The 22,631-nt window shown below is 69.9% G+C and carries 20 protein-coding genes and 2 CRISPR repeat arrays (1 of these 22 running past the window's edge); of the genes, 16 read left to right on the forward strand and 4 right to left on the reverse strand.

All coding sequences use genetic code 11. The features are described 5' to 3' along the window. Positions 1-246: 246 nt before the first annotated feature. From HNR25_RS12560 to HNR25_RS12580, 5 genes are read left to right on the forward strand one after another with little or no spacing between them, the layout of a single operon-like run. Entirely contained in the window at positions 247-1,119 is an 873-nt protein-coding gene (locus tag HNR25_RS12560) for a DUF4417 domain-containing protein (protein WP_246463634.1), read from the forward strand. Next, on the forward strand, positions 1,109-1,459 hold the full coding sequence (locus tag HNR25_RS12565; RefSeq protein ID WP_184635277.1) for a hypothetical protein: 351 nt from the start codon (positions 1,109-1,111) through the stop codon (positions 1,457-1,459). Before HNR25_RS12560 ends, HNR25_RS12565 begins: the two co-directional genes overlap by 11 nt. Continuing rightward, positions 1,460-3,928: a hypothetical protein gene (locus tag HNR25_RS12570; RefSeq protein WP_184635279.1), complete on the forward strand. Its 2,469-nt coding sequence runs from the start codon at positions 1,460-1,462 to the stop codon at positions 3,926-3,928. It begins immediately after the preceding gene. Beyond that, a complete protein-coding gene (locus HNR25_RS12575) occupies positions 3,928-6,024 on the forward strand; it encodes a hypothetical protein (protein ID WP_184635281.1) in 2,097 nt (698 codons plus the stop codon). The genes HNR25_RS12570 and HNR25_RS12575 overlap by 1 nt, the downstream gene beginning before the upstream one ends. 12 nt (positions 6,025-6,036) lie before the next feature. Further along, positions 6,037-6,504, forward strand: coding sequence for a hypothetical protein (locus HNR25_RS12580; protein ID WP_184635283.1), 468 nt, complete (start codon positions 6,037-6,039; stop codon positions 6,502-6,504). A 307-nt stretch (positions 6,505-6,811) separates the two neighbouring features. After that, positions 6,812-7,084: a CRISPR direct-repeat array (repeat unit 29 nt; unit sequence GTGCTCCCCGCGCACGCGGGGATGGTCCC). A 123-nt stretch (positions 7,085-7,207) separates the two neighbouring features. Here the strand turns inward: HNR25_RS12580 and HNR25_RS12585 are convergent. From HNR25_RS12585 to HNR25_RS12600, 4 genes are all read right to left on the reverse strand, one after another. Further along, positions 7,208-7,915 carry a class I SAM-dependent methyltransferase gene (locus HNR25_RS12585; protein WP_184635285.1) on the reverse strand — a complete coding sequence of 236 codons (708 nt, stop codon included), beginning with the start codon at positions 7,913-7,915 and terminating at the stop codon, positions 7,208-7,210. A 123-nt stretch (positions 7,916-8,038) separates the two neighbouring features. Continuing rightward, the gene (locus HNR25_RS12590; RefSeq protein ID WP_246463635.1) at positions 8,039-8,317 is read right to left on the reverse strand and encodes a glycine-rich domain-containing protein; all 279 of its coding nucleotides are present in this window, start codon (positions 8,315-8,317) and stop codon (positions 8,039-8,041) included. 283 nt (positions 8,318-8,600) lie between these two features. Beyond that, positions 8,601-8,795, reverse strand: coding sequence for a DUF397 domain-containing protein (locus HNR25_RS12595; RefSeq protein ID WP_184635287.1), 195 nt, complete (start codon positions 8,793-8,795; stop codon positions 8,601-8,603). Continuing rightward, a complete protein-coding gene (locus tag HNR25_RS12600) occupies positions 8,792-9,604 on the reverse strand; it encodes a helix-turn-helix domain-containing protein (protein WP_184635289.1) in 813 nt (270 codons plus the stop codon). Before HNR25_RS12600 ends, HNR25_RS12595 begins: the two co-directional genes overlap by 4 nt. 351 nt (positions 9,605-9,955) lie before the next feature. Here HNR25_RS12600 and HNR25_RS12605 point away from each other — a divergent pair, with 351 nt between their 5' ends. The 11 genes from HNR25_RS12605 (at position 9,956) to cas2e (ending at position 21,922) form a co-directional block, all read left to right on the forward strand. Next, on the forward strand, positions 9,956-10,198 hold the full coding sequence (locus tag HNR25_RS12605; protein WP_184635291.1) for a hypothetical protein: 243 nt from the start codon (positions 9,956-9,958) through the stop codon (positions 10,196-10,198). Beyond that, complete coding sequence (locus tag HNR25_RS12610) at positions 10,195-10,668, forward strand: ATP-binding protein (RefSeq protein WP_184635293.1); 474 nt, start codon at positions 10,195-10,197, stop codon at positions 10,666-10,668. Before HNR25_RS12605 ends, HNR25_RS12610 begins: the two co-directional genes overlap by 4 nt. 371 nt (positions 10,669-11,039) lie before the next feature. After that, positions 11,040-11,291, forward strand: a complete 252-nt coding sequence (locus HNR25_RS12615; RefSeq protein WP_184635295.1) for a helix-turn-helix domain-containing protein — start codon at positions 11,040-11,042, stop codon at positions 11,289-11,291. A gap of 1,451 nt (positions 11,292-12,742) precedes the next feature. Further along, the gene (gene cas3 / locus HNR25_RS12620) at positions 12,743-15,694 is read left to right on the forward strand and encodes a CRISPR-associated helicase Cas3' (protein WP_246463637.1); all 2,952 of its coding nucleotides are present in this window, start codon (positions 12,743-12,745) and stop codon (positions 15,692-15,694) included. After that, positions 15,684-17,336 (forward strand): type I-E CRISPR-associated protein Cse1/CasA, encoded by a 1,653-nt coding sequence (gene casA, locus HNR25_RS12625; RefSeq protein ID WP_184635297.1) that lies wholly within the window; start codon positions 15,684-15,686, stop codon positions 17,334-17,336. Before cas3 ends, casA begins: the two co-directional genes overlap by 11 nt. Further along, complete coding sequence (gene casB / locus HNR25_RS12630; RefSeq protein WP_184635299.1) at positions 17,333-18,001, forward strand: type I-E CRISPR-associated protein Cse2/CasB; 669 nt, start codon at positions 17,333-17,335, stop codon at positions 17,999-18,001. The genes casA and casB overlap by 4 nt, the downstream gene beginning before the upstream one ends. Then, positions 17,998-19,179, forward strand: a complete 1,182-nt coding sequence (cas7e, locus tag HNR25_RS12635; protein WP_184635301.1) for a type I-E CRISPR-associated protein Cas7/Cse4/CasC — start codon at positions 17,998-18,000, stop codon at positions 19,177-19,179. The genes casB and cas7e overlap by 4 nt, the downstream gene beginning before the upstream one ends. After that, a complete protein-coding gene (cas5e, locus tag HNR25_RS12640; protein WP_184635303.1) occupies positions 19,176-19,889 on the forward strand; it encodes a type I-E CRISPR-associated protein Cas5/CasD in 714 nt (237 codons plus the stop codon). The genes cas7e and cas5e overlap by 4 nt, the downstream gene beginning before the upstream one ends. Next, positions 19,889-20,611: a type I-E CRISPR-associated protein Cas6/Cse3/CasE gene (cas6e, locus tag HNR25_RS12645; protein ID WP_184635306.1), complete on the forward strand. Its 723-nt coding sequence runs from the start codon at positions 19,889-19,891 to the stop codon at positions 20,609-20,611. The genes cas5e and cas6e overlap by 1 nt, the downstream gene beginning before the upstream one ends. Before the next feature lie 10 nt (positions 20,612-20,621). Beyond that, positions 20,622-21,575 (forward strand): type I-E CRISPR-associated endonuclease Cas1e, encoded by a 954-nt coding sequence (gene cas1e / locus HNR25_RS12650; RefSeq protein ID WP_184635308.1) that lies wholly within the window; start codon positions 20,622-20,624, stop codon positions 21,573-21,575. Continuing rightward, positions 21,572-21,922 carry a type I-E CRISPR-associated endoribonuclease Cas2e gene (cas2e, locus tag HNR25_RS12655; RefSeq protein ID WP_184635310.1) on the forward strand — a complete coding sequence of 117 codons (351 nt, stop codon included), beginning with the start codon at positions 21,572-21,574 and terminating at the stop codon, positions 21,920-21,922. The genes cas1e and cas2e overlap by 4 nt, the downstream gene beginning before the upstream one ends. A 90-nt stretch (positions 21,923-22,012) precedes the next feature. Next, positions 22,013-22,631: direct repeats of the CRISPR family, unit length 29 nt; unit sequence GTGCTCCCCGCGCACGCGGGGATGGTCCC (it continues 1,365 nt past the right edge of the window).

The following is a 22,631-nucleotide window of genomic DNA, read 5'->3' on the forward strand; positions in this document are numbered from 1 at the left end:
CCCACTGACCTGCCGATTCCCACTGTCGGAGTTCCCCGGCCGGGACGCGCATGCGACTGCACGAGGTGCGCCTTCTGGAGCGGCCCGGACGGCACCGGGGGTCCCGCCACCGTCGAACCGCTGTGCTCCGGGTCGAACTCGGACTGCTCCTACTGCGGGTGCGCTCGCTCGGAAGCCGGCGCCCCGTCGGGGGCGTGCGGCACCTGCCCGGTGCGCTGCGGCTCTCGCGACAACATCGGCGACTGGATGGCCGACGTCGGCGGCACGCTGGCCTTCGACGACGTCGACATCGCCTGCGAACTCCCCCGCGGGCTGCCCAGCTACATTCCCCAGACCGACGGCACCGGCATCCCCGATCTGGACGACCACCTGGACTGGCCCGCCTACGCCGTCGGACTACGCCGCGTCTTCTCCCCGCGCACGTTCGAACTCTTTCCCCGCTGGCGCGACGCGTCGGCCCACGACCTCCTCGGCCTCAAGCCGGGCCAGCTCGCGGTGCTCAGCGGCTACGGCGAAGACCCGCTGGTGGAAGCGTTCTGGACCCGCCGGCGCCGTGACGCCCTAGTTGAACGCATCGCCGCCCAAGGCTGGGACCTGGTGTTGGCCTGCAACTACTCCGTCTACGGCAACTGGCCGCGGGCCGAGCACCTGATCAACATGCGCCGCTCACTCCTGCTGGCCCAGGAGTTCGCCGAAGCCGGAATCGCCGTCGTCCCCAACCTCTACTGGTTTCGCCTAGAGGACCTTCTGCGGTGGGGCGAGTGGATCGAGCAAGCCGAACCGCCGGCGATCGCGATCAACGCTCAGACCATGCGCACCGCCGCCGACTGGGACAGCTGGCTGCTTCCCGGACTGCACTGGCTCGCCGCCACCATTCCCACGGACCTTCCGGTGTTCATGACCGGTTTGTCGCGGCCGGATCGCATCGGCGTCGCCACGGATCTGTTCGGCCCGCGCCTGGTCCTGCTCAACACCACTGCCCAGTCCTACGCCCTGCACGGCGAGGTCATGGGGGCGCAGGGGCGGCGCCGGGTCCACGCCAAGACCGCTGACGCTTTCCGCTCCACCGTCGGCTACTACGCCTCCCTGCTCGTCTCCGGGAGTCTTCATGACCGCTGATCCTCTGTCCTGCCGCCGCCTGTTCGTCATGCTCACCTGGTCACCGGAGGCGGGATCAGCAGTAGACCCGGTCGGCGTGCTCGCTGTCGACCAGGGCGGTCCGGAAATGCTTCGCGCGGTGTCCTGGGTGCCGCTGACCTACGGCGCAGCCGCGGCCTGGCGCCGCCGCGTCCGCGACGCGCGGCTCACGGAAGAGGTGCTCCAAGCCTGGCTGGAAGCCGGCGGTGCCGAACAGCTCGCCGAGGTGCTTCAGTTCCCCTTCCCCGATGCATCGCTGACCGACTTCACAGAGGCGGCGATGGATCGCCTGCTGACGGGACAGATCTGGGAGGAGGAGTAGTTGGGCTCGGGCGGCAAGACGACACACGCCACCTACGACACCGCCCCCACTGCGGGAGAGCTCGACGACTCTCTCGACCCGCTGACGGAACCGTCGGAAGCGGTGGACTACCCGCCCGAACTCCAGCAGCAGTTGGGTGCCCTCCAGTCGCTGTCCGAAGCGGGGATGTCCCCGGTGGGTGACACGACCACCACCTCGCCGCAGGACTGGCACGCCGACTTGGAGGCCGCAGCCGCGCAAGCGTCGGAGGGCGTGCAGGAATTGCCCGCCGCGCAGCAGCCGGCCGCCGCGGCCGAGGTCGACACGGCGGTCCACGCGGCCTTGGCGGCTCTAACACCGGAGCAACTCAAGGAACTGGCAAAGGAGCAGGGGTTCTCCCATCCCGAGCTCGTGGGCGCTTCCGGCGGCCAGCCGCACCCGCTTGCCGTATGGCTCTCTCCGACGACGCCGGAGATGACCAAGCTCCGTATCCAGACTAAGGCCGACGAGCGCTTCGCCGCGCTGTGCGCGGGCGAATCCGTGGCCGGGCTGACCTACGCCGATATCGAACCTCCCACACCGGCCGACGGCACGTGGACGGCAACCCCCGAGCAACTCAGCGAACTCGCCGCTCAGGTGCACAGCCACGTAGGCCAGGCCACGGCGTCCACCGGCCCCGCCGCGGCCGACGCGCTGGCCGCGGCAGTGGCCGCCGAGCAGCAGCTGGCTACGGCTTACTGCCCTGCTGCCGATGCGGCGCAGGTCCATGCGGCCCAAGCACCGGCGACCGCCGCCATCGACGAACTCGCCGAGAGCATGCCGTCGACGTCGCAGAGCTTCGGTCCCGTGCTGGAGCAGGCCAAGGCCGAAGGCCACCTCACGCCGGAGCAGTGGTCGGTCCTGTCGCAGCCCGAGAGCCTTCGACTGGCTCGGGCCGCGACCCCGGAGGCGGAGAAGACCGCGCTGAGGGCCACCGCCGAGCAACGCCACGAACAGCTGGTTGCCCTCGAAAAGAGCGCTGACTGGCTCGCCGACCACGCCACCTCGGCGGACGGCGGCTGGCAGCTGCATGTTCCCGAGTCATTGTCCACGTCGCCTGATCCGGCGGCTTCGCCCGTGGTGGATCTCGCCAAGAGCGCGGAGCAGTACTTCGACGCCTACAACCAGGTGCAACCGTGGGTGAGCAACGCGCCGGCGCAGTGGACTGAGGAAGGGGAACTGTCTGCGGAGGTGCCGGCCCCGAAGCCGGCGCCGCCTCCCTGGGGGATGACCACCGCTTTCAACGAGTGGATCGCCCACCCCGGTGTGGACAATGCCGCGGTGAAGCAGGCGGCGGTCAGCCTCGGCATGCCGGAGCACGGCAGCAACGTCTACGACGCCAAGAAGTGGATCGCCTCCCACTGGGATCCCATGCTCGACCAGGGGGCGATCGCGCAGCACATCGAGAAGAAAGCCGCAAAGCAGGCAGCGAAGAGCAGCAAATCGGCGGTTGATCCGCCGAAGGCAGAGGCTGCGGCGGCTGCGTCGCCGGGGTGGGCGACCCAGCACGGTCAGCTCGTGGCCGCGCTCAAACAGCACGGGGGCGCGTGGGCCGACGTCCCCAAGCCTGTCGAACCGGCCGTTGTGGCGGGCCACGACTTCGGCGCAGGCGCCTCCGGCGGTGGGCTCGGCGGGGTGCATACGAAGTCGGTCCACACCGGCCCGGACGGCGGCAAGTGGATGTTCAAGCCGGACAAGTCCACCGGCGGTGCCCGTGCCGAAGCCGAAGCGGTGGTATCCCGGATCGCGGAGGCCGCCGGCGTTCCTTCGGTGCCCGCTTACAAGGCCGAGGTCTCCGGCAAGTCGGGAGTAGTCCAGCCGCTCGTGCCTTCCGCCACGCCGCTGTCGTCCGAACCCTCATCGTGGACCCAGAGCGATGTGGACTCCCTGGTCCGCTCGCACGTCCTGGCGTGGACGGTCGGCGACCACGACGCCAACCCCTCGAACGTCCTGCGGACGGCCTCAGGCGGACTGGTCGGCATCGATCGCGGCCAGGCGTTCAAGCACTACGGCGAGGACAAGCTGTCGCTCGACTACCATCCCAACGCCGCATTCGGGACACCCCAAGCAGCCCACCACCAGGCGTACAAGGCGTTCAAGGGTGGCGATCTTGCTACAGGCGTGCAGGTCAACCCTGCGGCCGCTCACCCCGTGATCGCGAAGCTGGAAAGCATCCCGGACAGCCAGTGGCGCGCAACACTGCACACCACCGCACATGAAGGGGCCAAGCATTCGGAGACCATCGCGTGGGGACCGACCATGCGCAAACGGGCTGCGGCCACGCACGGCATCAGCGAAAGCTCAGTGAGCCCCCAGCACATCGCCGAAGCCTTCCTCGATTACGCGTGTGAGCGCAAGAACTCCTTGCGCTCCGACTTCGCCGCCTTCTTCTCCAGTGAACTCGGACTCAACGGCCAGGCTCTCAAGCACGCCGGCGGGGAGGCCGGCTGATGGGAAGCGGAGGGTCCAAGAACCACGAGACCTACAACACGGCACCGACAGCGGCCCCCGCTCACGATCAGTCGGATCCCTCCCAGGAGGAGTCTCCGCCCGTCAGCGACGAGGCGCTTCCTCTCCTGGACCAAGAGTCGGCGGCCGACGACCCGGGTGGCGCAGCGGGGGAAGAAGCCGGGGCTGAGGAGGAGCATCCGGCTCCAGAAGAGAACCCGCAGGAAGAGAATTCTCAGGAGACTCCGTCGGACGAACCACTCGCGGAGTCGGCCAGTGACGCGCTGACTCCGATCCCCGACGCACCGGCGGAAGGAGCGCCAGCCGGGACCCCCGTGCTGGCCGGCGGCGCCGATCTGGTGGACAGCACGGCCACGCTCATCTCCTATTCCGACCCTGAAGGCGGGCCACCGCGCGAGGTGCTGCTGGCCTCCGTCGACGAGCAGGCCGAAGCCAAGCTCATGGAGGCCCTGGAGCTGCAGAAAACAGAACCGATCCACGTGGAGGAGGAAGTCTCCGGGCGCCTTCCGCTGGACGAGGAGAAGCAGCTCTATGAACTCACCGCGAAGGCCGCCAAGAGCGTCAACCACAAGCTGAAGACCGGCACCGCAGTCCCCGAACACACGAAGGAGTACCTCGCCCAGGCCCAGGCCGCGGTACAGGAGGTACTCGACTCGCCCTTTGCCACGGCCGACGAACTGGAGATGGCCGGTTACTACAAGAACTGGCTCGGCAAGGTCGAGCACACCATCGACACAGCTGGAGCGGGAAGCAAGCCCTATGCCGACGTCAAGATCCCGACGGTGCAGGCGTACGAGCAGCAGGGAACGGCGACAGTAACCGCGATGGTGCCTGCAGAACCCGAGGGGACCGGCCTGCCGACGGAGTCCCGGACCGCCGGCCGAATCCAGGCCGCCGTCGACGCCGAAAGCGGCACCACGTCGTGGAACGGGTCCGACCGCGTCTCGGCCGAGGGCACCGAGTACGCCGTCGACCTCGGCGACGGCTGGAGCGCGGTGTATCGCCCTTACCAGGCCAACGACCCCGCGAAGACGGAGTACTCCCTGCGCGGGCAACTGGAGGTGCATGCTCCCCAGGGCGCCGGCCACGGAAAGAAGCTGGTCAGCCGCCTCGGCGACCTGAACCTCGTCAACCGCGCGCTCACCGCCAAAGAAGGCGAATGGACCTACCTGATGAACAACCTCACCGCCCAGGGCCTGCAGTCCGAACCGCAGGTGAAGACCGCGCTGGGTCAGGCGGAGGAATTGGAGGAGATGCAGCTCCAAGAGATCTTCCACAGCCAAGCCCACAAGGCGGCCGGCCTCGACGAGCACGGGCTGGCGAAGCTCGCCAAGAGCTGGCAGGTGGAGGCGGCCGCGTCCTGCCTACCGAGGAAGGTCGCCCTGGTACGTGACGCCGCCGCGAAGGCGGCCGGCTTCGCCGACGGAGGCGAACTCGCCGCGAGCCCCGGCTATGACCCCGTCCCGCGCTCCTCAGGCGGCTGGCTCACGTGGTCGCGCTGGGACGTCGGAAACAGCGCCGCGATGGAAACGGCATGGAGCGGGAAAAGCCTCACGCACTCCATCGGCGCGGGAAGCATGAGCGACCTGCTCGCGACCGGGGTACTGGCCTCCACCGAGCGCCGCAGCGTCATGGGTGTCTCCAGCGACATCGGGATGAGCGAGAACGCGGACAAGAAGAGCGGCGGCGCCAACTCCGTGTTCACCCGCGTCACGTCCCAGGCCGCGGTCACGCAGTACGGACTCGGCAAAGGCGCCCACCTGGTCTGGGACGACCCGCCTCGCCTCCTCGACAACACCAGCGTGTACGGCTACCCGAGCGACCACTTCGGCGCGGTGAACCCCAAGGGCAACCACTCCATGCACGCCATGACCAAGGACCCGAAGAAGATGGCGGAGTTCACGGCTCACAACAACGAGGTCATGTTCCGCCACGGTCTCGACCTACTCGGAGCGGAAGCGCCCTCCCGCATCGTCTGCAGCGGGGAGCAGGAGAAGAAGAACGTGGTAGCACTGCTGAACAAGCGGGGCATCACCCACCTCGCCGGTAAACCCATCGACCAGGTCGTTCAGGCCTAGGCAGGAGCCACCATGCAATGGGAGCGACACCTCGCCGACCTCCTCGCCGGCCGCCACACCATGACGGACGACCCGCTCGACGCCGGCGCACAGATGGTCGTCACCGAACCCGGGGCGGGCGGAGACGAGGCCTTCCGCGCGCCGCTGGCGCGGCATCACCGCGTCGAGAACGACGACCCGCACCTCATCTGGATCCGTCCGATTATCCCCGGCCGCCGTGATCCGAAGACCGGCGAGATGACCTTCAACTTGAACATCTGCCGCCGCCGCGGCCTGCAATGGGAACAAGCCGAACCGGTCGACGGCGGAATCGAACTCGTGCTGACCTCCGGCCAGCGGGCACGCATCGAACCCGCCGCCGGCCCGGAACTGGAGGTCCTCTACGCCTGGGACACCTTCACCCTCGGGGCGCTCACCGCTGAAGAGGAAAGCGCCCTGGACGCGCTGCGCGAGGACAGCTGGACGGGACGGTTCGCTTGAGGGGATGAGCGCGTGCCGCCGTCGGCCTTGATTTTGCCGTCTGCTCACTCACGGCGTATGTCGGCACGATGGCGGTGTGCACTACGCGGTGGGTAGATGCAGCGCCCCCCGACGGCGATGCGCAACTGGACGCGTTGCGACGGCCCCGTGAAGAGTCGGATATCCTCCCGGCGTCTGTGCTGAAGGGGGACAAGGCATCCAAGCGCCGTCGTTTCGGAACAGGTGAGGCTATATGGGTGGTTTGTCGGATTCTCGGCGAGTGAATGAAAACGGCCTCTGGCGCTGGTAAACGCGCAGGTCATTCAGTGTGCTCCCCGCGCACGCGGGGATGGTCCCCCTAGGGTGAAAAGCATGTCAAGGAGGGCAGCGTGCTCCCCGCGCACGCGGGGATGGTCCCGTCCCGATACCGGCGTCGAGGTGGCGGTGCCCGTGCTCCCCGCGCACGCGGGGATGGTCCCCGAAACCGGCGAAGCGATCGCATTGATGAACGGTGCTCCCCGCGCACGCGGGGATGGTCCCCGGTCTCCCGCCCGCCAGGGCGTCGGCCTGGCGTGCTCCCCGCGCACGCGGGGATGGTCCCGAAGGCGGCACGCCCGGCAGCGTCCCAGGCGTGTGCTCCCGCGCACGCGGGGATGGTCCCGGCTGGTCAGACGTCGGATATAACATCCTCGTATGCTCCCTGCGCACGCGGGGATGAATCGGACTACTGCCTCCGCCACGCCGGCGTGGCGCGCCGAGCCTCGCGGACGTGGGGATGAACGGCCTGCACGATCAGCGTCCCCACATCATCCGGATCCGGCGCAGGCTCCACCCACGCCCGCACGTCGACGAACCCGTGTCGCTTCAGGATCTCCGCCCACATCTCGGGTTCGTACGCCCATCGGTATACCCACACCTGTCGGCCCCTGAATCCGTTGGCGTACATGCCCTGTATGCCGTAGGCGCCGGGAACGGCGGGCGCCTGCGCGAACACCAACCGACCGCCCGGAACGAGGCGCTCGCGGACGAGCGGCAGGAGGACGTCGGGGTCGGTGAACCAGACCGCGCCCCAGATCGAGAACGCCGCCTCCCACCGGTGCCGGGTGTCTGAGAGGTAATCGATCACGTCGGCGTGCGTGAACCGGGCGTTGGCGAGGTCGCCCCACCATTCGTGTGCGGCGCGCACGTGCTCGACAGACAGGTCCACTCCGGTCGCGTCGATGCCCTTGGTCGCCAGCGCGGCCACCGCATCACCCCGCCCGCACCCCAGCTCCAGGGCCGTGACCGGATCCCCGAGAAGCTCCGCGCCGGGGCCGTGGTCGGGGTACTGGCACCACCGCAGCGCCTCCTTGAGCGCGTCTTCGCGGGGCGGAGCGGGAAGCTGGCCGGCGTAGCGGTCCCAGTAGGTGGTCAGGTCGGTGACTGCGGACATGGTGTGGCCCCTGTGGCGGGAGAACAGGACCCGTCACACGGTAGCCACCGCGAGACCAAGGCGGCAGGAGAACACACGGATGCCCCGGCACCGGGTGGATGCCGGGGGCGTGGGCGCGGGCGGTCAGTGGCAGTCGGAGCCGTGGTAGCACGGGGTGCACGTGGCGCCGTCGCGCTCCCACAGCGGCCAGTCGATGCGGAACCCGCTGCCCTCGATGATCTGGGCGGTCTTCATAACCGACCCGTCGTACTTGAATTCGATCTCGGGGACGTGTTCCAGGAAGCCGCCGAAGTGGCGCCGGCAGAACTCGCGGTAGTTGACGGTGTCGAGGATGAAGCCGTGCACGGCGATGTCGATCAGCGGCCCGCAGCCCAGTCCGAGGTGCCGGCCGTGCTTCTCCATCGCGGTGATCCAGCAAAAGCGCCAAGCCGAACATGCAGAAAACCAGCGGCTGACCGCAAGGGGTAAACAGGAGGCAGAGCCTCCACCTGAGCCACGGCCTCGCCGGTCGCCCCGTCGCGCACAAGAGACGCGGTCCGCCGGCTGCCCAGTGGTGACCCACCGATTCAGCACACGGTCGCAGGCCGACCGCTCCCGAACAAGGATTCCCGCCCGGGCATGACAGCCCCCGCAGCCAGCCAGCCGCAGGGTTCGCAGTCGCAGGGGGGGGGGAGCGTGTGGTGGGCTACAGCTCCGCCGACTTCACCGCGCGCATAAACGCCGCCCACTCGGCAGAGGGCAACTCAAGGTGTCCCCCGTCGCGGTCCTTGGTGTCACGCACAGCCGCACCGTTATCAGCTGTGTCGGCCACCTCCACGCAGTCACCACCCTTTGAGTTGCTATAGCTACTCTTGCGCCAGGTGTCAGGGTTGACGCTCACTGTAGATCTCCTCGTGCCTTTCTGATGAGGTCCGCCGACTCCTGGGGAGCGAGGGCGAGCGCCCGCAAGTCCTCAAAGACCTGTGTGTACTCGTTCACATGGTCGGCATCGTCGTCTGCATCCGCCGAGACACGCGACTCCAGCGCTAGGAAGGTCTCCCGACGCGGCAGCCGCAGCAGCTGAAACGTTCCGTCCAGCCCTGGATGCGGCCCGGCGTTCATGGGGAGCACCTGCACCGTGATATGAGCATGTCCAGCGGCTGACAGAAGTTGATCAAGCTGTCGGGTCATGATGTCACGGCCCCCGATCGGTCGACACAGCACACCTTCCTCTAGTACCACGAACAGCAGCGGCGGGTTTTCTCCCCACAGTAGTTCTTGGCGCTTGAGGCGGGCGTTGACGGCTTGCTGAAGGCCTGTGGTCGACAAGGACAGGTCGCCCGCACGTAGGGCTAGACGTGCGTAGTCCTCCGTCTGAAGGAGTCCAGGGAGCCAGCCGAGCTGGAACTGGCGGATCTCCGCAGCTTGGTGCTGCAACCGCTCCACATCCAGGAACCATGTCGGTGTCCCGGGGTCAGCGTTCGCCTTTCCGACCAGACGCAGTACACGGCCACCTGTCTGAAGCGCCGTGTCGAGCTCTTCGGCGAATTCCGGCTTGCATCCTCGTATGCCCCGCTCGATCGAACTCAGCATAGCGGGGGACAAGGTCATGAGCTGGGATAACTGGTCCTGGGACATCCGGTTTGCGCTCCGAAGGCGGCGGATCTCTTGCCCCACCTTGAGCCATTCCGGTTTCGGTTTGATTTGCATAGGTCGACACTCCAACACACTTGCTCGACACCTGTCTACACAAGCCGACGGATATCGTCAGTTCCGTGTAACGCCTAGAAACGCGCCACCGGCAAAGGGATCGTAGACAGCGCTCGCCGCCGACATGCGGAGTGCACAAAAAACGGCCCTGCCGGTGCGCAGAACACCAGGCAGAGCCTTGATCCCCGACCTGAAGAAGCCAGGTGGAGACCCGTGCTCAACTCTAGCGGTCCGGACCCGGACCACAGGCCTCATGTGCGCCCATACGATCCCGGCAATAGGGCCGCCGCAGGTGCACCGCATCAGCGCCGCCGCGCTCGCCGCCCGCGCGGCGCACGCCCGTACCTGGCGATGCAACCGGAAGCCGAAACCGTCGTACTCCCCGCGGTCACCGACGGCACCGCCCCGCCCGCATCCCGATCCCGTACCGAGGAACACCGCGTTGTCGGCCCCTGGCTACAGCGCCACGAGCAGCCCGCCCCCGCCGACGACATGGCCGACTTGCGGGCAGCGACCCGGCGACTGATCGCCCACCGCCCCGACCTGGCCCACCCGGACCACCCGGCCCCCACCACGGCGGGAGTGCACCGATGACGACCACCACACCCGGAATCCTGGTCGCCCGCACCTTCCCCGGCACCCCGGACCAGGTCGGCACCGCCCGCCGCTGGCTGGAGGACACCCTCACCCGCACCCCCGGGCGCATCCCCGACGCGACCACCGCCACAGCCGCACTGCTGCTGTCGGAAACCGCCACCAACACCCTGCGCCACACGCCCACCGGCGCCCCCGGCGGGACCTTCACCGTCCACGTCCACGCCGATCGGCACACCCTGGCCGTGACGGTCCAGGACGCGGGCAGTGCCACCACACGGCCCGAGCGCGTGCCGACCTCCGTCGAGGACGACCACGGGCGCGGCCTGGCTCTGGTCGACGCCTTCGCCGACACGTGGGAACCACTGCCCGCCGGCAACGGGATGGTCTTCACGCTCAGCCTCGCCCCGGCGCCGACCGGCACGGCCGATCGTGCCGGCGCCCGCGCGGTAGAGGAGCGTCTCCGGTGACCGGCTTCCCCTACACCGACCTCGGACCCGACGGCTACGCCCCCACGGATGCCTCAACCACCGCTTCGGCGCCACCTGGCACATCACGTGCGAACCCACCCCCGGCGGGTGGCACTGGACTGCCACCCGCCGCCGCAGCGCACCCGCCACAGCCGCCCGCCACGGGGTACGCGACCACCACATGGGCGGGATGAGCGCGGCCGAACTGTGGCGGTGGCTGAAGGACCAGGAATCCGCCTGGCAGCGCTGGAACACCGGACAACCGCCTCCCACCGGCTGAGACCGCCCGCACCCGCCGACGCGGCCGGGAAGCGCAGCCTCCCCGGGCCAATGACACCCGGCCGCACCCGTGACCGACACCGGAGCGCCGCATGAGACGCACCGACGACCGCACCGATGATCCGCCTGAGCTCGCCGAGCACCTCACCGCCGCAGAGACGGCCGACTTGTTGGCCGCGCACCGAACGACTATCGCCCGATGGGCACGCGAGGGACACATCCGCTACATTCACACACCGGACGGGTACCGCCGCTACCTACGCGCCGACATCGAGGCGATCATCAACGGCCGACCGACCCCCGCAGCCGATCCCGCCGAGACGGAGGAGCGCGCCACGGCTTAGGTCGCGGTGAGAACTTTCTTTACACGATCAAGCCCGATGCCACACGCGCGAAGCGCTTCGCCACCTGCGCCGGCCGGCCCCGCACCCTCCGCCGATCCGGCCCGTGCATGGCCCGCGAAGGATGAGCGACGCCGCCAACCGGCGCTTACGCGTGCGACACGATCACCACGCGGTGATCATGCCGTGCGCGTCCGAGCAGGTCAGCGGCACCGGTCATGACATGAGAAGGGGCAGCACCCCGATAGGATGCCGCCCCGAATCCGGTCCCCTCTCACGCGGGGATGGTCCCTCGTCGTTGACCGTGGTTTCGAGCTGGTCGGGGTGCTCCCCGCGCACGCTGGGATGGTCCCGAACCGGAGCTGTTCGACGAGACCCAGGACGGGTGCTCCCCGCGCACGCGGGGATGGTCCCCACGAGTCGCGCCCCGGCGGGCGGGGCGTGTGGTTCTCCCCGCGCACGCCGGGATGGCCGGAGCTGGGGGTGAGGTAGACGCGTAGCTGAGCGTGTCTCTCGTGGCCCAGGTGACTTCATACGGTCTACGCGCCTGGTGGGTGATACTGCGCTGCCCAAGGCAAAGCGTGCCGCGTGGGCTGGTGCAGGCCGGAAGTCCATGCTGGTGATCTCCGGCCAGCGCGATGTGAGCTCCTACTGGGACCAGGGCAGCAAGCGATCGAGGACGCGCCACGCCGCATCCCGACGATCGGCCTTGCTCGACCAGACCGCAGGCACAACGATGCCGACGAAAAGCAGCAGCGCCACCCCAGCGAGCACCCATCCGGCTCCTGGCACGTGACGTAGCAGCGGCTCAGCTAGGGACACCAGGGGCGGGGCGCCCGCCATGTCCAGGACCTCGTTCGGCGTGTCGCTCCTGACATGTTCAAGCCCAGGTGGAGCGTCTACGATAGGCATTATCGACTTCCTTTCTTGTTAACGGGCGGAAGTTGTTTGCGAGCGGCCTCCCGGTGCAACGGGGGGCCGCTGTTGTTTGCGGTGGAGGCCCAGTCGCCCCACCAGCGCAAGCGGCGTAGGCCGCTCGCTGGCCACGTAGGCCAGGGCGCAGGGCGGACTGAGACAGGGTGACGATAGCACGCATGGTACTGCTGTGTGGGCCTCTCGGTCGGTTACATGAGAGGTGCGTAGTGAGTGAATCTAGACCGTTCAGCGGGTTGGTGAGAGAAGCGTAAGAGAGAGAAGCAAGACCGTTGCCCGAGTTTGAGTTTTCTCGGGTATGGTGATCACTGCGAACGAAGTTCTCGCTCCCTTCGCATGGAGGGATGACCCCGGTCTAGCGTCGCTCTCGACGCAACTCTTGCAGTGCTCCCCGCGCCTGCGGGGATCGATCGCGGGTGGACGGTTCGGAGGGCGGCGGTTTGGCCTGTCTGCCCTCCGGCCCGCATCCACCGAGTTATCGGAGCACTAAATTTCCCGTTCTGCCTGCCATGGGAGGTCTCATGCGATTGACTTCTCCCATGGACTCCGAGGGCTCCCCCCTGCCTTGGCCCGACAGGCTGTCCGCAGCCGCGCGCGCCGTGTGGGCCAAGCACGATCACGACTTCGACGGCTGGCTTCCGCTGTGGCGGCACATGGCCGACAGTGCCGCCGTTGCGGGGCGGCTGTGGGACGAATGGGTGCCCGACCAGGTCCGTCGGCTGGTGTCGGCCGAGCTGCCCGGCGGCGCCGACGACGCGCGCCGACTGGCGGTGTGGCTGGCCGCGGTCCACGACATCGGCAAGGCGACGCCGGCCTTCGCTTGCCAGGTCGAAGGCCTCGCCGACCGGATGCGCAGCGAAGGTCTGGAAATGCGGCTGCAGAAGCAGATCCCCGACCGCAACCTCGCCCCGCACGGACTGGCCGGCCAGCTGCTGCTGCAGGAATGGCTCATCGAGCGACACGGCTGGCCCAAACCGGCCACGCTCCAGCTGTCGGTGGTCGTCGGCGGCCACCACGGCATTCCGCCGACCCAGGCGCAGATCCACGAGCTGATACGGCACCGGTCGCTGCTGCGGACCCGCGGCAGCGAGGACGCCTGGCGCAGCGTCCAGCACGAACTCCTCGACGCCGCCGCGCAGACCTGCGCCGTTCACGATCGCCTGCCCCTCTGGCGGGAGGTGAAGCTGCCGCAACCGGTGCAGGCGCTGCTGACCGCCGTGGTGATCATGGCCGACTGGATCGCCAGCAACCCGGAATTGTTCCCGTACTTCCCCGGAGAACGCGGCAGCGACCCCGAACGCGTCGACGCGGCCTGGCAGGGCCTGAACCTGCCGCGCCCCTGGGCCGCGGACGAGCCCGAGGCCGAGCCCGGCGCCCACGTCGCCGCGCGCTTCGACCTGCCGGCCGGCGCCCGGATCCGCCCGGTGCAGGAAGCCGCGGTGGCCGCAGCCCGCGACATGGCCGCACCGGGCCTGATGGTGATCGAGGCGCCGATGGGAGAGGGCAAGACCGAGGCCGCCCTGGCCGTCGCGGAGGTCTTCGCGGCCCGTTCCGGCGCCGGCGGCTGCTTCATCGCGCTGCCCACGATGGCCACCGGCAACGCCATGTTCCCCCGCCTGCTCGACTGGCTCGACCACCTGCCCGACACCCGTGAGGGAACCGGTGCGCACTCCGTGTTCCTCGCCCACTCCAAGGCCGCGCTCAACGAGGACTTCGCCGAGCTGATGCGCGCCGGACGCCGCTCCCTGGCCGGCATCGACCGCGACGGCGGCGCCGACACGTGGCAGCCCCGCACCGACGCCCAGGCCGCCTCAGCCGAGCTGGTCGCCCACCACTGGCTGCGCGGCCGCAAGAAGGGGATGCTGTCCTCCTTCGCCGTCGGCACCATCGATCAGCTGCTCTTCGCCGGGCTCAAGAGCCGCCATCTGGCGCTGCGCCACCTCGCCCTGGCGGGCAAAGTCGTGGTGATCGACGAGGCCCACGCCTACGACACCTACATGAACGCTTATCTCGACCGGGTCCTGTCCTGGCTGGGCGCCTACCGGGTGCCGGTCGTGGTGCTCTCGGCCACGCTGCCGTCGCGCAGGCGCCGTGAGCTCGCCCATGCCTATGCCGGAGCCCAAGCCACCGACACCGGCTTCGCCGGCGTTCAGGCGGCACAGGCCTATCCCCTCATCACCGCCGTCGCCCCGGGCGGCCTTCCCCGGGTGTCGGCCCCCGAGGCCTCCGGCCGCGGCACCGCGGTGCACGTGGAGCGTCTCGACGACGACTTCGACCACCTGACCGACCGGTTGGAAACCGAACTCGAGGACGGCGGGTGCGTCCTGGTGGTGCGCAACACCGTGCGCCGCGTCGTGGAGACCGCGGCGCATCTGCGCACACGCTTCGGCGATGAGCAGGTCACCGTCGCCCACGCCCGCTTCCTTGATCCGGATCGCGCCGACAACGACGCCGGGCTGCTCGCCGAATTCGGCTCCCCCGACTACGTCGCGAAACACGGCGGCGCCCGCCCCGAGCGGCGGATCGTGGTCGCCAGCCAGGTGGCCGAGCAGTCCCTGGACGTCGACTTCGACCTGCTGGTCAGCGACCTGGCCCCGATCGACCTGCTGCTGCAGCGCATGGGCCGCCTGCACCGCCACCGGCGCGGCGCGGACCAGAGCGAGCGCCCGCCGCGGCTGCGCAGGGCCCGCTGCCTGATCACCGGAGCCGACTGGGACGCGCCTGTGCCCGAGCCCGACCCTGGCTCCCGCCGCGTCTACCGCACCTATCCCCTCCTGCGGTCGGCGGCCGCCCTCGAGCCCTACCTCGCCCGGACGGACGGGACCGGGAACGCGCTGCGCCTGCCCGAGGACATCAGCCCCCTCGTGCAGCGCGCCTACGGCGACGAGGAGATCGGCCCTGCGGAGTGGGGCGAAGCCATGGGCAAGGCGCGCGCCGACCACGAAAAACACCAGGCCGAGCAGCACGCCAAGGCCGACGCGTTCCTGCTCAACCCGCAGGCGCGCCCCGGCCGGGCCCTGGTGGGCTGGGTCGATGCCGGCGTCGGCGACGCCGACGACACCCGCCGCGGCAAAGCCCAAGTCCGCGACACCGAGGAGACCCTCGAAGTCCTGGTCGTGCAGCGGCGCCCCGACGGCGCCCTGGCCACGGTGCCCTGGCTGAGCCCCGACCGCCACGGCCGCGCCCGCGGCGGCCTGGAACTGCCCACCGACACCGCCCCCGATCACCGGCGCGCACGCATCGTGGCCGCCTGCGGGCTCCGCCTGCCGCCCGAGTTCTCCAACGCCCGCACCCTGGATCGGGCCATCGCCGAACTCGAGGAGCAGTGCGTGCCCGGCTGGCAGAGCAAGGAGGCCTATTGGCTCGCCGGCGAGCTGGTCCTCGTCCTGGACGAGGAATGTCATAGCAGCCTGGCAGGCTACGAACTCCGCTACACCCGGTCCGACGGTCTCGAGGTCCACCGTGCCGAATGACGCCCCCCGACCCTCCTTCGATCTGACCACGCGACCGTGGATCCCCGTGCAGCGGCTCGACGGCACCGAGCAAGAACTGTCGCTGCACGACCTCCTCCAGCACACCGCGTCACTGCGCCGGATCGTCGGCGACGTCCCCACCCAGGAGTTCGCCCTGGTGCGGCTCGTTCTGGCGATCGTCCACGACGCCGTCGACGGGCCGACGGACACAGACGAATGGTCTCAGTACCGGGAGGACGGACTGCCCGCCGAGGTGTTGTCGGCCTACCTGGACGAACACCGCGACCGCTTCGACCTGCTGCACCCGCAGACGCCCTTCTTCCAGGTCGCCGACCTGCGCACGGCCAAAGACGAGGTCTTCTCCCTCGACCGGATCGTGGCCGACGTGCCCAACGGCGACCCGTTCTTCACCATGCGGGCCCGCGGCGTCGACCGGCTCGGCTTCGCCGAGGCCGCCCGCTGGGTCGTCCATGCCCACGCCTTCGACCCCTCCGGCATCAAATCCGGCGCGGTGGGCGACCCCCGCGTCAAAGGCGGCAAGGGCTACCCCCAGGGCGTGGGGTGGGCCGGCAACCTCGGCGGGGTCCTGGCCGAGGGCGCCACACTGCAGGAGACACTGCTGCTCAACCTGGTCGCCGCCGATGTCGACAACCTGCGCATCGACGCCGACGACCGCCCCGCCTGGCGCCGCGACCCCGCCGGCGCCGCCCCCGCCGAGGACACGGAGCTGGCCGCGCGCCCCACCGGGGTCCGCGACCTCTACACCTGGCAGAGCCGCCGCCTGCGGCTCCAGTACGACGCCGACGGCGTCTACGGAGCGCTGCTGGCCTACGGCGACCCGCTGCCGGCACGCAACATGCACAACCGCGAACCCATGACCGCCTGGCGGCGCAGCCCCGCCCAGGAGAAGAAGCACAGCCTGGCCCAGGTGTACCTGCCGCGCGAGCACGACCCCGCCCGCAGCGCCTGGCGCGGCTTGGCGGCCCTGGTCACCGGCCGGGTCACCGGCGGTGAACAACGCCAAGAGGCCGCGGCCCTTGTACGGCCGCGCATCCTCGACTGGGTCGCGCGGCTGGCCAACGAAGGATTCCTGGAAGCCGACCACCCCATCCGACCCCGCCTGTTCGGCGCCGTCTACGGCACCCAGCAGTCGGTCATCGACGAGATCGTCGACGACGGCGTCGCCATGGCCGTGGTCCTCCTGCACGAGCGCGACGACGGACTCGGGCAGACCGCGGTCGATGCGGTCAACGACGCCGAGAAGGCCGTGACCGTCCTGGGCGATCTCGCCCAGCGCCTGGCTCAAGCGGCCGGAGCCGAATCCGACGGCCCGCGCGCGACGGCCCGCGACCTCGGCTTCGCCGAACTCGACGGCCCCTTCCGCGACTGGCTGGCCGCGATCGCGCCCGGCGACGAGCCCGAAGACAAGCACACCGAGTGGCAGCACCGCGCCCGCCGACACATCCGCGACCTCGGCAAGCAGTTGGTCGACCAGGCAGGCGACGCGGCCTGGACCGGACGCCTCATCGAAACCAAGCAGAACACCTTCTGGCTCACGGCGGGCGGCGCCGACCTGCGTTTCCGCGCCGACCTGAACAAGGCGCTGCCCATGACCGCCCCGGCAGACAAGGAATCAGCGTGACTACGACGGCCCCCAAGCACGTACCGGATCTGCAGTGGGTCGGCGCCTTCGTCGACGAGCGCGTCCGCGAGATCCAATACGGCTACCTGCAGGACCGCTCCGATGCTGTGGCCACCCTCGCGCAGCTGCGGCGCGGCGCCGGGAAGACCGTCGCCGAGGTCCCCGAGCTGTGGGGGCTGACGCTGGACGACCGGTTCTACACCCGGGCACCCCGTGTTCCCGACGCGGACACCGGGGGCGACCCGGCCGAGGAAGCCGCCCACGTCGCGCTGACGCTCTATGGCGTGCACCAGCAGTCGCGCCGCGAGGACCGCATGCACCAGCGCGGACGCGACCTCGGTGGTGCCGTGCGACGGCTGATGCCGCCCGGCGACATCGACGAACCGGTGCGCCGCCGGTTCGTCCAGGCCGGTACCGCCCACGACCTCCCCAGCCTCGCCTACCGGCTGCGCGAGATCGTCGTGCTGCTGCGCCGCGAGGCCGTGGCTCTGGACTACGGCCTGCTGGCCGACCGGATCCACCGGTTCCAGCAGCCCGGTGGCCGCACCACGGTCCGCGCGGCATGGGGTCGGGCCTTCCACGCCGCCTCCGCCGCGGCCGTCCCCGCCGACGCCTCCGCACCCCCTGATGACACCACTCCCGAGACCGACGAGGACCACGCATGAGCCGCACCATCCTGGACCTGCACGTGCTCCAGACCGTGCCGCCCAGCAACATCAACCGCGACGACACCGGCGCCCCTAAAACCGCGGTCTACGGCGGTGCGCGCCGGTCCCGCGTCTCCAGCCAGGCCTGGAAGCGCGCCACCCGCATGGCCTTCGACGACCTGCTCGACGCCGGCGAACTGGGTGTGCGCACCAAACGGGTCGCCGAACTGCTGACCGTGCGCATCCAGAACATCGACACCGCGATCGAGGAGCGTGAAGCCTGGACCCTGGCCGCCGAGACCGTCCAGGCCGCCACCGGCTCCAAGATCGACGTCCCCAAACGCAAGGCGGAGGCGGCCAAGAAGAACGGCCAACCGGAGCCGGCTCCCGAGTCCGCCTACCTGATGTTCCTCAGCGCCCGCCAGCTCGACGCCCTCGCCGAGCTCGCCGTCGAAGGCCGCGCCGACATCAAGGCCTTCCTCAAGGACAACAAGAAGCGCGCCAAGGAGCTCGCCGACACCCGCCACTCCGTCGACATCGCCCTGTTCGGCCGCATGGTCGCCGACGGCGCCGACGTCAACGTCGACGCCGCCGCCCAGGTCGCCCACGCCATCAGCGTGCACCCGGTGGAGAACGAATCCGACTACTACACCGCCGTCGACGACGAGAACCCTGACGAGGAGACCGGCGCGGGCATGATCGGCACGGTGGAGTTCAACTCCGCCACCCTGTACCGCTACGCCGCCCTGGACGCCGACCTGCTGCGCCGCAACCTGGGGGAGGGGCTGCGCGAGGACGAGCCGGTCACCCAGCCGCTGCGCCGCGCCGTGGAGGCCTTCGTGCGCGGGTTCGTCGAATCCCTTCCCACCGGCAAGGTCAACACCTTCGGCAACCACACGCTGCCTGAGGCGGTGATCGTGAAGCTGCGCCGCACGCGTCCGGTTAGCTTCGTCGGCGCCTTCGAGGAACCGGTCGCGCCGGGCGACGGCCACGTGCGCAAAGCCAGCGAGCGCCTGGCCGACTACGTCGGCCAGGTCGAGGCGGCCTACGGCCTCGCCGACGATACCGAGACCTGGGTGCTGCGGGTGGGGCCCAGCACGGCCGACCTCGCCGATCTGGGCACCGAGCTGCCTCTGGCCGAGTTGGTCACCGCCGTCGGTACCGCCACGGCCGAGCGGTCGGCGCCCACCGCATGAGTGCCCTGATGCTCCAGCTGGCCGGTCCCCTGCAAGCGTGGGGATCGGCGGCCCGCTTCGCCCGGCGCACCACCGAGAACGCCCCCACCAAGAGCGGGGTGATCGGACTGCTGGCCGCAGCCCAGGGCCGCGATCGCACCCAGGACCTGTCGGATCTGACCGCGCTGGATTTCGGGGTGCGTATCGACCAGCCCGGCACCCGCGTGCGCGATTACCAGACCGCCCACCACCTCGACACGGACCGGTCCATGCCCGTCTCCGAGCGGTTCTACCTGGCCGACGCCGTGTTCGTCGCCGCGGTGGCAGGCGACGACGCGCTCATCGACCGGCTCCATGAGGCGGTGCGGGCACCGGTCTACCTGCCGTATCTGGGGCGGCGCTCGTGCCCGCCGGCACGGCCCGTCGACCTGGGCCTGCGCAGCGGAACCGGTGTGCACGAGGCGCTCGAATCCGAGGAATGGCGGGCCTCGACCTGGTACCAGCGCCGTCTGCGGCGGGAGGCCGCGGTATCCCTGCCGCTCCTGGTCGACGCCGTTGCCGGCGACACCCGCGCCGACAGCCGGCGCGACACCCCGCTGAGCTTCGATCCGCTCCACCGCCGCTACGCCCTGCGCGGCGTGCGCACCCACACGGTCGAGGTCGCCAACCCGTGGGCCCGAGGACCCGCGGCCCCCGAACACGATCCGACCAGCCTGCTGGGAGGCGACTGATGCACCTCACCCGGTTCCGCCTCAACACCGCACGCAGCGGAGCGCGCCGGCTGCTGTCGTCACCGCGCACCATGCACGCCGCGGTGATGAACGCGTTCCCCGACGTACTGCCCACCGACACCGACACCCCCCGTGTGCTGTGGCGGGTGGACCGCAACGCCAAAGCCGAAGTGTTCCTCTACATCGTCAGCCCCGCCAAGCCCGACCTGACGCACGTGGTGGAACAGGCCGGTTGGAAGGAGCGGCCCAACTGGCAGACCTACGACTACGGCCCGTTCCTGGAGCGGCTGGCCGAGGGCCACACGTGGGCGTTTCGCCTCACCGCCAACCCCGTGCACAGCATCCGCCGCAAAGACGGCGAACCCACCAAGGTCACCGCCCACGTCACCCCGCGCCACCAGGCGCAATGGCTGCTGCAGCGCCAAGAGGCGGCCGGCTTCCGCGTGCTGGAGAAACCGGAGGATCAGCGCCTGCTGCCCGAGGGCGACGAGCACGAGCTCCTCGTGCACGACCGCCGCAGCAACGCGTTCGACAAGCCCGAGCACCAGCCGGCAGCCACGGCGAACGGGAAGAGGAAGAACCGGGTCTCCCTGGTCACCGCGACCTTCGACGGGCGGCTGGAGGTCGTCGATCCCGAGGCGCTGCGCCGCACCCTCACCCGAGGACTCGGGCGGGCCAAGGCCTACGGGTGCGGACTGATGACCCTCGCCCCGGCGGAATGAGAGGGACCCCATGGCCACGGCCGGCAGGCGCAGCGCCTCCACACCCCGCGAGCTGACCCGCGTCGCAGACCGACTCTCCTTCGTCTACCTGGAGCGGTGCACGGTACACCGCGACGCCAACGCCATCACCGCCGAGGACGGCGACGGCATCACCCACATCCCCTCGGCCACCATCGGCACCCTGCTGCTGGGCCCCGGAACGCGGGTCACCCACCAGGCCATGAGCGTGCTCGGCGAGTGCGGCGCCGGCGTGGTGTGGGTAGGCGAGCGGGGCGTGCGCTTCTACGCGGGCGGCCGGTCGCTGACCCGCTCCGCCGCGCTGGTCGAAGCCCAAGCGCGGGCCTGGGCGAACCGGGTGACGCGCCTGGAGGTGGCGCGCGCCATGTACCGGATGCGCTTTCCCGACGAGGACACGGCCGGGCTGACCCGCCAGCAGCTCCTGGGGCGGGAAGGCAAGCGGGTCAAAGAGTTCTACCGCAAAGACGCCGCACGCGTGGGCATGCGCTGGACGGGGCGGCACTACGTCCCCGGCGATTTCGACGCCGGGGACCCGCTCAACCAAGGCGTGACCGCGGCCGCCCAATGCCTCTACGGCGTCTGCCACGCGGTGGTGGCCGCCCTGGGATGCGCCCCCGGGCTCGGCTTCGTCCACTCCGGCCACGAACTCGCCTTCGTGCTGGACGTGGCCGACCTGTACAAGACCGAGATCGGGATCCCGGTCGCCTTCGACACCGCGGCCCAAAGCCCCGAGGACGTCGGCCCACGCACCCGCCGCGCCCTGCGGGACCGCATCAACGACACCGGGTTTCTGGACCGCTGCGTGGGCGACGTGCAGGGCCTGCTCCTACCGGACGGCGCGGAGGGCGATGCGGCCGATGCCACGGTCGACCACGTCGGCCTGCAGACCGACCGCGGCGGCGAAGTGGAATCCGGACGCAACTACGCCGACGGAGTCATCTGGTGACGGTCATCGTCCTCACCAACTGCCCGGCCGGTCTCCGCGGGTTCCTCACCCGCTGGCTGCTGGAGATATCGCCCGGCGTCTTCATCGGCGGCCCCTCCGCGCGCATCCGCGACATCCTGTGGGCCGAAGTGCGCGAGTACGCCGGCAACGGTCGCGCGCTACTCGCCTACAGCACCGACAACGAACAGGGCTACACGTTCGAGACCTTCGACCACAAGTGGCACCCGATCGACCACGAAGGCCTGACCCTGATCCGGCGCCCCAGCGAGGAAGCGGCTATCCCGCCGGCGTCCGCGCCCAAGGGGTGGAGCAAGGCGTCCAAGCGCCGCCGTTTCGGGAACCGGTGAGGCCGCATGGGTGGAATGGGTGGTTTGTCGGATTTTCGCGGAGTGAATGAAAACGGCCTCTGGCGCTGGTAAACGCGCAGGTCATTCAGTGTGCTCCCCGCGCACGCGGGGATGGTCCCGGATCATGGTCAATCTCCCAGGTGAAATCGGTGTGCTCCCCGCGCACGCGGGGATGGTCCCCTGCTCGCGTTCCGCGGCGTGGAGGCGATCCGGTGCTCCCCGCGCACGCGGGGATGGTCCCAACGAGACCGACGCATGGTCGCGCGAGCACACGTGCTCCCCGCGCACGCGGGGATGGTCCCTGCCGGGCCTGTTCGTCCCCTTGGACGTCAAGGTGCTCCCCGCGCACGCGGGGATGGTCCCTGCGGCCGACGGATCGAGCTTGCCGAGTTCACGTGCTCCCCGCGCACGCGGGGATGGTCCCGTCTCCGACGCCTCCGCCTGCGTGTCGTCCTCGTGCTCCCCGCGCACGCGGGGATGGTCCCTGCCGGGCAACGCCTCGGCCGAGGAGCTGCAGGTGCTCCCCGCGCACGCGGGGATGGTCCCGCCTGGCTACGCAGAGCAGCCGGGCGCCAGTAGGTGCTCCCCGCGCACGCGGGGATGGTCCCGGCGCTTGCCGCAGGTCGACGTGCGGCGGCGCGTGCTCCCCGCGCACGCGGGGATGGTCCCGAGGCCGCGCTCAACTCGCTGGCCACCGTGGTGTGCTCCC

Source organism: Streptomonospora salina (assembly GCF_014204715.1).
Classification (GTDB): domain Bacteria; phylum Actinomycetota; class Actinomycetes; order Streptosporangiales; family Streptosporangiaceae; genus Streptomonospora; species Streptomonospora salina.